Source organism: Mycobacterium sp. 236(2023) (assembly GCF_029623955.1).
Lineage (GTDB): Bacteria > Actinomycetota > Actinomycetes > Mycobacteriales > Mycobacteriaceae > Mycobacterium.
Genome location: NZ_JARSBP010000010.1, coordinates 158,790 through 171,675, shown reverse-complemented (window position 1 = coordinate 171,675; position 12,886 = coordinate 158,790). Strand labels below are relative to the sequence as shown.

Here is a 12,886-nt window from a genome sequence, read left to right as displayed (position 1 = left end):
ACGGGGTGGGGGCGTGCCGGTCGAGGACGCGACGGAGCTCTTCGTCACCGAGGCCTACCAACCTCGGCTGGTGGCTGAGTCCGAGGCCAAACGCGGCACGTCAGACGCGCTCTACGGGTACTACACGATGGGCAAGCTGATGATCCTGAAGTTGCGTGACGACTATCAGGCGCTCGGCGAAACCGGTGAACTGTTCTAACCGCGGATGCGACTCGCGGCGCCGAGTGCGACCCAAGCGAGAACGGTGATGCCGGTGGCGGTCAGAACGGCGGGAGCGGCTGACGTGGTCGCGGCCGCGACGACGACGAACACCAGTAGGCCCATCAGCAGCGCGACAACCTTGTAGACGGGCCAGGCAACGCCGGCGATGGAGATCGACGACGCCGGACGGGTCACGGCGTCACGCATCTGTTCGGCGGTGGTCACAGGGGTAACGATAGCTCGTACGAAAGATTTCGGCCAGCCGAAACACTTATTATGGAGTGTCGATTTCGCTAGCCTGACTACATGCCTATCACTGGAGAGTATGAGCCTAGTACGTCCGATTGGGCCCGCGAAAACGCCGAGGAATACATGGAATCCGGGGGACCCGGGGCACCGAACTCAAGGGCAGGCCGGTCATCCTGCTCGCCACGGTCGGCGCCAAGTCCGGCAAGATCCGTAAGACGCCACTGATGCGCGTCGAGCACGGCGGCGAGTACGCCGTCGTCGCCTCCCTCGGCGGCGCACCGAAGAACCCGGTGTGGTTCTACAACATCAAGGCCCACCCTCGCGTCGAACTCCAGGATGGCACCGTCACCAAGGACTACGAGGCACGCGAGGTCTTCGATGACGAGAAGGCCGCCTGGTGGGAGCGGGCCGTTGCCACCTGGCCCGATTATGCCGAGTACCAGAAGAAGACGGATCGCCAGATCCCGGTCTTCGTCCTGACGCCTGTCGACTGAACGCATTTTTGCCGGGGCGGGGTGCGGTGGCACCATTGTTCGGTGTCCGCTGAGCTGAGCCAGAGTCTTCGCATCGATCCAAGCGCGCCCCTGCGTGCTGCGGATATCGATGAGGCCGCTCGGCGAATTTCGGAGGTGGTGGCCCGGACGCCACTGCAGTTGAGCGATCGTCTGTCGGCGCTCACCGGCGCCCAGGTGTACCTCAAGCGCGAGGACCTGCAGGCCGTCCGCTCCTACAAGTTGCGCGGTGCCTACAACCTGCTCATGCAGTTGAGCCCGGAAGAGAAGGCCGCTGGTGTGGTCTGCTCGTCGGCAGGCAACCATGCGCAGGGGTTCGCGCTGGCCTGCCGGTCGATGGGGATCCACGGCCGCGTCTACGTTCCGGCCAAGACACCCAAGCAGAAGCGCAACCGCATCCTTTATCACGGCGGCGACTTCATCGAGCTGATCGTCGGCGGCAAGACCTACGACATGGCGGCGCGTGCCGCGCTCGACGATGTCGCCCGCACCGGTGCCACGCTGGTTCCGCCCTACGACGACCTGCGCACGATGGCGGGGCAGGGCACGATCGCGGTGGAGATCCTCGACGAACTCGGCGCCGAACCGGATCTGGTCATCGTCCCCGTGGGTGGGGGAGGCTGCATCAGCGGCATCACCACCTACCTCGCCGAGCGCACCACGACGACGTCCGTGCTCGGTGTCGAGCCCGCCGGGGCGGCGGCTCTGGTGGCCGCGTTGGCCAAGGGCGAGCCGGTGACCCTCGATGACGTCGATCAGTTCGTCGACGGCGCTGCCGTTGCACGGGTCGGCGCCAGGCCCTTCGCCGCGTTGTCGGCGGCCGGCGACATGGTCGGGATCACCACTGTCGACGAGGGCGCTGTGTGCACCGCGATGCTGGACCTCTACCAGAACGAGGGCATCATCGCCGAGCCCGCGGGGGCGCTGTCGGTGGCCGCGTTGTTCGACGCCGACATCGAGCCGGGATCGACGGTGGTGTGCCTGATCTCGGGGGGAAACAACGACGTTTCCCGTTACGGCGAGGTCCTGGAGCGGTCGCTCGTGCACCTCGGGCTCAAGCACTACTTCCTCGTCGACTTCCCGCAGGAGCCCGGCGCGCTGCGCAAGTTCCTCGACGAGGTGCTGGGCCCGAACGACGACATCACGCTGTTCGAGTACGTCAAGCGCAACAACCGCGAAACGGGTGAGGCGCTTGTCGGCATCGAGATGGGCTCGGCTGCGGATCTGGAGGGGCTGGTCGCGCGCATGAGCGGCTCCGACTGCCACGTCGAGTTGCTCGAACCGGGTTCCCCGACCTATCGCTACCTGACCTGACGCGGTGTGAGACTACGGACTTTCAAGGGTGCCCCGGCGACGGGTCACAGGCGAGAGTGGACCTATGAAGATCACCGTTATCGGAGCCACCGGCCAAATCGGCAGCCAGGTTGTCAGCATTCTCACCTCCGCGGGCCACGAGGTGGTCGGCGCCTCCCGTAGCAGCGGTGTCGACGTGCTCACCGGTGCCGGGCTTGCCGAGGCCCTGGCCGGGGCCGATGTGGCCGTCGACGTGACGAACTCGCCTTCCTTCGACGACGAACCCGTCCTGTCGTTCTTCACCGCCGAGTCGACGAACGTGGCGGCCGCGGCTGCGGAGGCGGGCGTGAAGCACGTCGTCGTGTTGTCGATCGTCGGTGCCGACACGTTGCCGGACAGCGGCTACATGCGGGCCAAGGTGGCGCAGGAGAACGTCATCGCCGAATCCGGCCTGCCCTACACGATCGTCCGGGCCACCCAGTTCCATGAGTTCGCCGAGGCGATTCTGGGTTCGCTGATGGTCGACGGCACGGTTCACGTACCCGACGCCCGGATCCAGCCGATCGCGGCGGCCGAGGTGGCGGCTGTCGTCGCAGAGACAGCTCAGGGCACGCCGACCAACGGCGCCTTCGACCTCGGTGGACCCGAGAAGCTCAGTTTCGCCCAGCTCGCCCGGATCGTGGGCGAGTCAGGAGTCGACAACGCACCGATTGTGATCGACGGTGCTGCAACGTATTTCGGTGCGTCTGTCGATCAGAACTCGCTGGTGACCGGTGAAGGCGGAGTTCTCGGTGATCTCACGTTGCGCGACTGGCTGAAGGCGAAGCGTGCCGTGTAGCGCGCAGGACCTGCGCGGCATCGCGCTGTTCGAACGTCTGGATGAGCGCCAGCTGCGCGTGCTGTGCGCGCAGGGGCGGGTCGCGACGCTGCCTGCCGGGATGTTGTGCGCAGAGGGCGAACCGGCGACGTCGTTCTATGCCCTCGTCGACGGCGAATTGGCGATCTCGAAGCGAAGCGCAGGCGCCGATGTCGAAGTCGAGCGCACCGCGCGACGGGGTGCGCACTTCGGGGCCTGGCTGGCCGTCGTCGACGAGTCGGAGCGGCTGTGGGACGTCTCGGTTCGGCTGACGGTGACGTCCCGCGTTTTCGTCATGGATGCGCCGGCTTTCGCGTCGTTCATGCGTGCGGAGTTCCCGATGCTGGTCGGCCTGCTGGAACAGCAGCTGGCCGACCGCAGCCGGGAGGTCAAGACGGTCGGGCAGCGCGATACGCTTCTGGCGCTGGGCTGCCTCACCGCGGGCTTGTCGAGCCAGCTCGCCGCTCCGGCCGCGATGACTCAGCAGACGGTCGCCGAGATACAGCAGAACTTCGTCGAGGGTCGCCACAAACTGGGCCAACTCGTCGGCAGCGGCATCCCGGCGCACGGCCTCGGCGCGCTGATGAGCTTGGAGGACGCGGTCACCGAGCATGTGGCCAAAACCTACCAAGACACCAAACATGTTGCCGGGCAGTCCTTCACGCCTCCGACTACGGATACGGAACGTCAGCAGCGCGGCGATCTCATCGCCCGTTGGCTGGTCGACCACCACATCGCCGGTGGCCAGGACCGGGTGGCCACGTTCGTCGAAGGCGGGCTGGATACCGACTGGCTGGAACAAGCCGGCGTCATCGCCGATGAGGCCGGACTCGACTCCTGCGCCGCGATCATCGACTGGTTGCACCACGCCGTGCAGTTCGAACTGCGGCTGCAACGGATCACCGAGTCCTGCGAACGCATCTCGGCGTTGATCGACGGAGTGAAGCAGTACTCGCAGATGGATCGAGGCGAGTATCGCAGCGTCGACGTCCACGAAATGCTGCGCAGCACGGCGGTGATGTTCGGCGACAAGGTGGCGATGCCCGGCAAGGGCAAACCCGTCACCGTGGTCAAGTATCTGGACCGATCGCTTCCGGAATTGCACTGCTGCCCAGGCGAATTGAATCAGGTGTGGACGCACATCTTCATGAATGCGCTGGACGCGATGGGTGGGGCCGGCACGTTGACGATGCGGACCCTTCGCGAGGGCGATGCGATGATCCGCGTGGAGATCAGCGACGACGGGCCTGGGATAGCACCGCATCTCATCGACCGCGTCTTCGAACCCTTCTTCACCACCAAACCGTTGGGGCAGGGTGCGGGTCTCGGACTGGATCTGGTGCGCCACATCGTCGTGGACAAGCACCACGGCACGATCGAGGTGAGATCCAGACCCGGCGAGACGACCTTCATCGTCTGCCTGCCGCTAGCGTCGCAGCACCGCGACTGAATGCCCGTCGACGCGGGTGGTCTGGCTGCCCACGATCGGCGGGGTCCACGCCAGGATCACGTCACCCGTGACGGGAATGTCGACGGCCTCGGTGCCGAGGTTGCACGCGAACGTCAGCGTCGCACGGTGCATCACGAACCACCGTGCGTCTTCGTCGAATTCGATTCGCAGGTCGTCGAGCGACGGGTCGGCCATATCGGGTTCGTCGCGCAACGCGATCAGGCTGCGGTAGAAACCCAGCAGGTGCGCGTGGTCACCGTCATCCGTCTCGGCCCAGTTCAACTTCGACCGCGTGAACGTCGCGGGGTCCTGCGGATCGGGGATATCGTCGGCATCCCAGCCGTGTTCGGCGAATTCGCGCTTGCGGCCCTCGGCCGTCGCCTTGGCGAGTTCGGGCTCGGGGTGAGAGCTGAAGAACTGGAATGGCGACGACGACCCCCATTCCTCACCCATGAAAAGCATTGCCGTGTAGGGCGATCCGAGGGCCAGCGCGGCCTTGATCGCTTGCTGGCCGGCCGTCAGGTTCTGCGACGGCCGGTCGCCGATTGCGCGGTTGCCGACCTGATCGTGGGTCAGGGTGTAGGCGACCAGCCGGGTCGCGGGGATCGCCGTCGTGTCCAACGGGCGGCCGTGCCGGCGTTCCCGGAACGACGAGTACGTTCCCGCGTGGAAGAACCCGTGGCGCAGGGTCGTCGCCAGTGTCGCCAGGGTGCCGAAATCGGCGTAGTAGCCCTGGCGTTCGCCGGACACCGCCGTGTGGATGGCGTGGTGGATGTCGTCGTCCCACTGCGCGGTCATCCCGAGACCACCCTGATCGCGCGGCATGATCGTCCGTGGATCATTCATGTCGCTCTCGGCGACCAGTGATAGTGGTCGGCCGACTTCGCTTGACAGTGCCGCTGTTTCGGCGGACAGCTCTTCGAGGATGTGGATGGCTGTCGTGTCAACGAGCGCGTGCACGGCGTCGAGTCGCAGTCCGTCGGCGTGGAAGTCGCGCATCCAGCGCAACGCGCAGTCCAGGATGTAGCGCCGCACCTGATCGGAGCCCGCATCGGCGATGTTGATCCCCTCGCCCCACGGGTTGGAGCCACTGGACATGTAGGGCCCGAACTTCGGCAGGTAGTTCCCGGACGGGCCGAGGTGGTTGAACACCGCGTCTATCAGCACCCCGAGGCCGCGAGCGTGGCAGGCGTCGACGAACCGGATCAGTGCGTCGGGTCCGCCGTACGGTTCGTGTACCGCGTACCAGAGCACGCCGTCATAGCCCCAGCCGTGGGTCCCGCTGAACGCATTGACGGGCATGATCTCGACGAAATCGACACCGAGATCGACGAGGTGGCCCAACTTGTCGATCGCCGAGTCGAACGTCCCATCGGGTGTGAAGGTGCCGATGTGGAGTTCGTAGATCACCCCGCCCTCGACGGAGCGGCCCTGCCATCCGCTGTCGGTCCAGACGTCCGCCGCCGGGCTCCACAGCTGGGAGCGCTCGTGCACGCCGTCGGGCTGCCGCGGCGAGCGCGGGTCGGGCACCGGTTTGGGGTCCTCGCCGAGGACGAAGCCGTAACGGGCATCTGCCGCGGCGTCGACATCGGCGCGCCACCATCCGTCCTTTCCCCGCGTCATCGGGTGCAGGGTGCCCTCGATGTCGAGGCGGACCTCATCGGGTAGCGGTGCCCAGACGGAGAATTCAGTCATCGCTGCGCACCAGCAGTGCGACGGGCAGCGCCGCGAACAGGTCCGGTGCGGCCACCTGCCCGGTGTGGGTGACGCCGGTCAGATGGTCTGTCCACGAACCCTCCGGGAGTGTGAGAGATGTTTGCCCCCAACCGCTGTCGGCCAGACGCACTGTCCACCGGCTCGCAGCCACCAGCACGTCGTCTCCGCGGAGGAAGGACACGAGATGATCGGCGGCCACACCGTCGGCGAGGACGGGGCGATAGCCTCCGCTCAGAAAGGTGTCCGGGCGTTCGCGGCGAAGCTGCAGCGCGGTGTGCACGACCCGCAACTTGGCATGATCCATGGCGGCCAGCGCATTCCGGCGCTCGGTGTAGTCGACGGGTCGCCGGTTGTCCGGGTCGACGAGGCTGTCCTCCCACAACTCGGTGCCCTGGTAGACGTCGGGGATTCCCGGTGCGGTCAGGGCGATCAACTTCTGGCCGAGGGAGTCGCTGCGCCCGTGCGGATCGAGTCGCGCGACCAATGCGGTCAGCTCGACCGCGACCGGACCGTCGATCACCGCGTCGAGCCAGGCGTGCACGGCAGACTCGAATTCCTCGTCCGGATCGTTCCACGTCGTGTGCAGCGCCGACTCGCGAATGGCCTTTTCTGCGTAGCCGTGCAGCCGATGCCTGAGCGCCTCGGTCACCACACCGTCGGCGGGCCACACGCCGAAGATGTTCTGCAACAGGAATAGTCCGGTGGAGCGGTCTGGCGGCGGCGTGGTGTTCTCCCAGCCCTGCACCATCTCGCTCCACAGCGACGGCACCTGAGACAGCACCCCGATGCGGGCACGCACGTCCTCGCCGCGTTTGGTGTCGTGGGTGGTCAGCGTCGTCATGGCGGTCGGCCACAGGGCCGCTCGCGAAGTGGCGCGCTCGTGGAACTCGGCGACGCCGACCCCGAAGTCGACCGGTTCGCCGCCGACTTCGTTGAGCGACACCAGTCGGGCGTCGCGGTAGAACAGGCAGTCCTCCATGGACTTGGCAGTGGCAGCTCCGCACAACTGCTGTAACCGCGCCGCCACCTCGGAGCTGACCGTCGATGCAGCCGTCACCAGGGCCAGCGGGTCGGCCAGTTCGGGGTGTTCGGAAGAGGTTTCGGCGATGGCGACGGGGAGCACCGCCGACAGCGCGCGGTAATCGGACCGGTAGACGCCGACGTGGCTGAGCAGGGCCGCGATTGCCGGCCCCAGCAGGTCGTGATCTCTGCCGGTGGTCGCGACGATCGCGCGGCGCAGCCGGGCCAGTTCACTGGACAGCGTTGTGGTGACCGCGTCGACTTTCAGGCGGCGCGCCTCCGCGCCGGTCGACGTGTAGTCGACGCCGGCGGATTCGACGAGGGCGGTGAGGGATTCGGCTCCGGTCGGGTCGATGAACAACCCGCCGTTCTCGCGGAGCGCGTCGTATCCCGTGGTGCCTGCGACGGGGAGCGTGGTCTCGAGGGCCTCGTTCGGGGCGAGGATCTTCTCGATGACGATCCACGCGTCCGGGCCGGTGAGTTCGCGAAGCCACCCCAGATAGCCTGTGGGGTCGGTCAGTCCGTCGGGGTGGTCGATGCGGATGCCGTCGACAAGCCCCTCGGAGAACCATCGCTTGACCTCGGCGTGCGTGGTGTCGAACACGGCGCGGTCCTCTTGGCGGAGCCCGGCCAGGGACGTGATGGAGAAGAACCTCCGGTAACCGCAGACGTTGTTCCGCCAGCCGATCAGCTTGTAGTGCTGGCGGTCGTGCACCTGCGGTCCGCTGCCGTCTGCGGTGCCGGGCGCGATCGGCCACTGCCGATCGCCGAGGCGAAGCAGGTCTCCGTCGACCGTCAGATCGGCGACGTCGTCGTCAGACCCCAGGACCGGCAACACGATTCGGCCGCCGGGATCCAACGTCCAGTCGACGTCGAAGTACGACGCGTACGCCGACTGGCGGCCGTGGGTGAGAAGATCCCACCACCACGCGTTCTGCGTCGGGTCGTCGACGCCGACGTGGTTCGGCACGATGTCGACCACGATGCCGAGTCCGGCAGACCGCGCCTTGTCCGCGAGTCGGCGGAAGCCCTCGGGCCCACCGAGTTCCGCCGAGATCGACGTCGGGTCGGTGACGTCGTAGCCGTGGCTGGAACCTTCGGCCGCGGTGAGGATGGGGGACAGGTACAGGTGGGAGACTCCCAGGTCCGCGAGATAGTCGACCAGGTTCTCGGCATCGGCGAACGTGAACGCCTGGCCGCTGGCCGGTCCGCGCATCTGCAGCCGGTATGTCGAGGTGATCGTCATCGTCAGGCGATCTTGCGGAGGACCAGAACGGACCGGGGCTGCAGCGAAATAGTCTCTCCGGCAGCTACTTCCAGTGTGCTCTCGCCCCTGGGGTGGGCGGTGTCGACGGCACCAACCCAGTCCTTGGCGTAATCGGCGTCGGGCACGGTGAAGACGACCTCTTCGTCGTGGGCGTTGAAGCACAGCAGGAAGCAGTCGTCGACGACGCGTTCGCCGCGGACGTTGGGGGCGGGGATCGCCTCACCGTTGAGATACACGGAGACGCACTTGAATCCTGAACCCCAGTCCTCAGGCGTCATCTCAATGCCGGACTGGGTCAGCCACTCGATGTCGCGGATCTGGTCTTCGGTGCGCACCACATTGCCGTCGAAGAAGCGGCGGCGCCGGAACGCCGGGTGGTCCTTCCGGAATTTCACCATGGTGCGGGTGAATTCGAGCAGGTCCGCGTTGGTCTGGCACAGCGACCAGTCCATCCAGGACAGCTCGGAGTCCTGACAGTAGACGTTGTTGTTGCCGCGCTGTGTGCGGCCCATCTCGTCGCCGTGCGCGATCATCGGCGTGCCCTGGGACAGCATCAGCGTGGCCAGGATGTTGCGCATCTGCTTGCCGCGCAGCGCAACGATGTCCGCATCGTCGGTCGGCCCCTCGACGCCGCAGTTCCAGGACCGGTTGTGGCTCTCGCCGTCCCGGTTGTCCTCGCCGTTGGCGGCGTTGTGCTTCTCGTTGTAGGAAACCAGGTCGTTGAGGGTGAATCCGTCATGGCACGTGACGAAGTTGATGCTGGCACTCGGCCGTCGGCCGGTCGCCTCGTAGAGGTCCGACGACCCGGTCAGGCGGGACGCGAACTCACCCAGGGTTGCGGGTTCGCCCCGCCAGTAATCACGCACAGTGTCGCGATACTTCCCGTTCCATTCCGTCCACAAACCTGGGAAATTCCCGACCTGATAGCCGCCCTCGCCGATGTCCCACGGCTCGGCGATCAACTTGACCTGACTGATGACCGGGTCCTGCTGGATGATGTCGAAGAACGCCGATAGCCGGTCCACGTCGTAGAACTCCCGCGCCAGCGTCGAGGCCAGATCGAAGCGGAAACCGTCGACGTGCATGTCGAGCACCCAGTACCGCAGCGAGTCCATGATCAGCTGCAGCGTGTGCGGATGACGGGCGGACAAGCTGTTTCCGGTGCCGGTGAAATCCTTGTAGTAGCGCAGGTCGCCGTCCAGCAGCCGGTAGTAGGCCGCGTTGTCGATACCCCGGAAGTTGATCGTCGGACCGAGGTGGTTGCCTTCGGCGGTGTGGTTGTAGACGACATCGAGGATCACCTCGATGCCGGCCTCGTGGAATGCGCGCACCATCGTCTTGAACTCGGCGACGGCGCCGCCGGCGTTGCGGGTGGCCGCGTACTGGTAGTGCGGCGCGAAGAAGCCGAAAGTGTTGTAGCCCCAGTAGTTTCGCAGACCGAGATCGATCAGCCGGTGGTCGTGCATGAACTGGTGCACCGGCATCAATTCGATGGCGGTGACGTTGAGCGACTTCAGATGGTCGATCACCGCGGGGTGGCCCAGGCCCGCATAGGTGCCGCGTAGTTCCTCGGGTATGCCGGGATGGGTTTGCGTCATCCCCTTGACGTGCGCTTCGTAGATCACCGTCTCGTGGTACGGCGTGCGCGGTGTGCGATCCGACCCCCACTGGAAGAACGGGTTGATGACGACGCTGGTCATCGTATGGCCGAGCGAATCGATCTGCGGCGGCACTCCGCCGCTGGCCGGGTCGTCGGCGTTCAAGTCGTACGAATACAGCGCCTGGGTGAAGTCGAAATCCCCGTGGAAGGACTTGCCGTAGGGGTCGAGCAGCAGCTTGCTGGGGTCGCAGCGGTGCCCGGCGGCGGGATCCCACGGGCCGTACACCCGGAAGCCGTATCGCTGGCCCGGCGTGATGGTCGGCAGATAGCAGTGCCACACGTAGCCGTCGACCTCGTCGAGGTCGATGCGCTGCTCGCGGCCGTCTTTCCCGATCAGGCACAGTTCGACACGGTCGCCCACTTCGGAGAACAACGAAAAGTTGGTGCCCGCACCGTCATAGGTCGCGCCGAGTGGGTAGGGGGTGCCCGGCCAGACGGTCGGGACCGATCGTTCGCCCGAGGTCATCAGGCGGTCCACCAGCCTGTCGCAGCACCGATCTGGCGACCCAGCTCGTTGACCATCGTGCGCATGTACGTCGACGAGATGTGGTGAGCGTCGTGATACAGCAACACATTTCCCTCCACAGCTCGGCAGTAGTCGGATCGACACACCGCATCGCTCATGTCGAGCGGCTTGAGCATCGGGAACCGTTTCAGGTAATCCAGGGTCGGGTTGTGGTCCGACAGTACTTCGGAACGTTCGATCCCGCACGAGATGGCGTCGCCGCCGTCGGCCAGGCAATCCGACGGGAAGAACGGCTCGCCGTCGCGCACCATCCAGGGGGTGTCCCGCATCGCCAGGATCGGAATGTCGTTGTCGGAGAACTCCTGCCAGATGCCGAGATAGCTGGAGGGCATCACGTCGCCCGGTTTGATGTTCCACGGTCGGGTGGACGTGGTGAACACGAAGTCGGGCTTGTCGGCGATGATCCGCGGCATCACCCGCTCGTTCCACTCCCGGCACTTCGGGTACGGGCGGTTGTCGCCCATCACCAGCGGGTTCCCCTCCGTCGTGAGGGGGCAGCCCATCTTCAGGTAGGTGACCACCTTGAAGTTGTGCATGCGGCCCAGCAGATCCAGTGCGGTGATCCAGTGCTCGGCGTGCGAACCCCCCGCGAGAGCGATGGTGCGGGTGGCCGCCTTGTCACCGTAGGTGCAGTTGATGATCCCGACGTTGTCGAAGTCGCTGATGCAGCCGTCGGTGGTGGATTCGGGGAGGTCGTCCTTGGCTTCCAGGACGGTGGGCCGCATCGGGAGCTTCGGAACTTTGGCGTTGTTGATCAGTGCGCGGGCGCCGGGGTAGTCGCGGATCGAAAGGCTGGAGAGCTCTTTGCCGTTGGCGCGCAGCACGGTGACGTGCTCGCGCCAGGTGAATGACGTCGCCGTCAACGCCACGCCGAGCAGTGCGACGGCGGAGCCCAGCACGATGGTTGGCCTGCGCAGCCTGGTACGCAGCGGAGGTTTGGGGGCGGCGGCGGACCTGGCCGGGGCGCCGCGGGCGCGCAGTGGCTCTTCGACGTAGCGGGTCGTCAGCCAGGCCAGCACGCCGGAAACGAGCAGGATCACCGCCCCTTCGACGAAGTTCACCCGAGAGTTGCCGACGTAGGCGAGATAGAAGATCAGCAGCGGCCAGTGCCACAGATACAGCGCGTAGGCCATCGCCCCCAGCGCCACGAAGGGTTTGGAAGCCAGCAGTCGGTTCGGCGCCGGGATGCGCCCGCCCGTGTGGGGATCGGCGTAGCGGTTGGCCGCGGACAGGATGAACAGCAGTGTCGCGCCGACGGGGACCAGAGCCCACGGCCCGGGGAATTCGTGTACGCCGTCGATCAACGCCCCACAGGACAGGATGGCGGCGAGCCCGACGACGGCGAAGACGGTGCGCAACCACATCGGCCACCGCACGTAGGTGACCATTGCTCCGACGAGCACCCCGAGCAGCAGCTCCCACGCTCGGGCGAAGCTGTTGTAGTAGGCGGTCGCCTGGTCAGTGTTGTGCGCGATGATCGCGTACACGAACGACGCGATTGTCAGCGCGCTGAGCAGGGTCACGAACGCCGCCCGGGCGTACCTGCCGAACACGCGGCGGAACACCCACGCCGACACCATGATCAGCGCAAGGAACGCGATATAGAACTGGCCCTGCACCGACATCGACCAGATGTGTTGCAGCGGGCTGACGGATTCTCCGGCGCGCAGGTAGTCGGCGGCCGTGCTGGCCAGTTCCCAGTTCTGGTAGTAGCCGAGGCTCGCGAGGCTCTGATCGGCGAAGGCCTCCCAGCGGGTCTCGGGCTGGATGAGGATCGTCAGCACCGCCGAGACGGCGAGGACGACGACCAGTGCCGGGAGCAGGCGTCGAATCAGCCGGGTGATCTCGGGAACCGGCCGCAGCGACATGCCGGGGGTCAGCGCGTTGCGCAGCAACCGTCCGCCGAAGAAGAAGCCGGACAGCACGAGGAAGACGTCGACGCCGCCGGACACCCGCCCGAACCACACATGGAAGACTGCGACCAGAGCGATCGCCACGCCCCGGAGGCCGTCCAGATCGTGCCGATAGAAACCCGACGTGCGTGTTCCCATGCCGGTACCTGGCTGCGCCGGGGCAGACGGGATCTGGCCCTTGGCGGCGGACTTCGCCGGTCGGGCGGGGGCAAGGGTCATCATG

General features: G+C 66.2%; 9 protein-coding genes and 1 pseudogene. 5 read left to right on the top strand and 5 right to left on the bottom strand.

The genetic code is table 11. The features are described from left to right. Positions 1 to 13: 13 nt before the first annotated feature. The gene (locus tag P9A17_RS30085; protein WP_278042439.1) at positions 14 to 199 is read left to right on the top strand and encodes a hypothetical protein; all 186 of its coding nucleotides are present in this window, start codon (positions 14 to 16) and stop codon (positions 197 to 199) included. On the opposite strand, the gene P9A17_RS30080 is transcribed toward P9A17_RS30085, so the two are convergent. Next, positions 196 to 426: a hypothetical protein gene (locus tag P9A17_RS30080; protein WP_278042438.1), complete on the bottom strand. Its 231-nt coding sequence runs from the start codon at positions 424 to 426 to the stop codon at positions 196 to 198. The two genes, P9A17_RS30085 and P9A17_RS30080, sit on opposite strands and share 4 nt — an antisense overlap. A gap of 81 nt (positions 427 to 507) precedes the next feature. On the opposite strand from P9A17_RS30080, the pseudogene P9A17_RS30075 reads away from it, so the two are divergent. The 4 genes and pseudogenes from P9A17_RS30075 to P9A17_RS30060 all read left to right on the top strand — a co-directional run bounded on the left by P9A17_RS30075 (position 508) and on the right by P9A17_RS30060 (position 4,561). After that, positions 508 to 944: pseudogene (locus P9A17_RS30075) on the top strand (nitroreductase family deazaflavin-dependent oxidoreductase). A gap of 42 nt (positions 945 to 986) precedes the next feature. Next, positions 987 to 2,276 carry a threonine ammonia-lyase IlvA gene (gene ilvA, locus P9A17_RS30070; protein WP_278042437.1) on the top strand — a complete coding sequence of 430 codons (1,290 nt, stop codon included), beginning with the start codon at positions 987 to 989 and terminating at the stop codon, positions 2,274 to 2,276. A gap of 64 nt (positions 2,277 to 2,340) precedes the next feature. Continuing rightward, positions 2,341 to 3,093, top strand: coding sequence for an SDR family oxidoreductase (locus P9A17_RS30065; protein WP_278042436.1), 753 nt, complete (start codon positions 2,341 to 2,343; stop codon positions 3,091 to 3,093). Further along, positions 3,083 to 4,561, top strand: a complete 1,479-nt coding sequence (locus P9A17_RS30060) for an ATP-binding protein (protein ID WP_278042435.1) — start codon at positions 3,083 to 3,085, stop codon at positions 4,559 to 4,561. Before P9A17_RS30065 ends, P9A17_RS30060 begins: the two co-directional genes overlap by 11 nt. Here P9A17_RS30060 and treZ read toward each other — a convergent pair. From treZ to P9A17_RS30040, 4 genes are read right to left on the bottom strand one after another with little or no spacing between them, the layout of a single operon-like run. Continuing rightward, a complete protein-coding gene (gene treZ, locus P9A17_RS30055; RefSeq protein WP_278042434.1) occupies positions 4,538 to 6,256 on the bottom strand; it encodes a malto-oligosyltrehalose trehalohydrolase in 1,719 nt (572 codons plus the stop codon). The genes P9A17_RS30060 and treZ overlap by 24 nt on opposite strands. After that, positions 6,249 to 8,543: a malto-oligosyltrehalose synthase gene (treY, locus tag P9A17_RS30050; RefSeq protein WP_278042433.1), complete on the bottom strand. Its 2,295-nt coding sequence runs from the start codon at positions 8,541 to 8,543 to the stop codon at positions 6,249 to 6,251. Before treY ends, treZ begins: the two co-directional genes overlap by 8 nt. A 2-nt stretch (positions 8,544 to 8,545) precedes the next feature. Then, positions 8,546 to 10,690: a glycogen debranching protein GlgX gene (gene glgX / locus P9A17_RS30045; RefSeq protein ID WP_278042431.1), complete on the bottom strand. Its 2,145-nt coding sequence runs from the start codon at positions 10,688 to 10,690 to the stop codon at positions 8,546 to 8,548. Next, positions 10,690 to 12,885, bottom strand: a complete 2,196-nt coding sequence (locus tag P9A17_RS30040) for an acyltransferase family protein (RefSeq protein WP_278042429.1) — start codon at positions 12,883 to 12,885, stop codon at positions 10,690 to 10,692. The genes glgX and P9A17_RS30040 overlap by 1 nt, the downstream gene beginning before the upstream one ends. Position 12,886 lies beyond the last annotated feature (1 nt).

Excerpts from the sequence above, each read along its gene's own strand:
- treY (WP_278042433.1), bottom strand. The coding sequence starts at position 8,543 with ATGACGATCACCTCGACATACCGGCTGCAGATGCGCGGACCGGCCAGC.
- glgX (WP_278042431.1), bottom strand. The coding sequence starts at position 10,690 with ATGACCTCGGGCGAACGATCGGTCCCGACCGTCTGGCCGGGCACCCCC.
- treZ (WP_278042434.1), bottom strand. The coding sequence starts at position 6,256 with ATGACTGAATTCTCCGTCTGGGCACCGCTACCCGATGAGGTCCGCCTC.
- P9A17_RS30040 (WP_278042429.1), bottom strand. The coding sequence starts at position 12,885 with ATGATGACCCTTGCCCCCGCCCGACCGGCGAAGTCCGCCGCCAAGGGC.
- P9A17_RS30065 (WP_278042436.1), top strand. The coding sequence starts at position 2,341 with ATGAAGATCACCGTTATCGGAGCCACCGGCCAAATCGGCAGCCAGGTT.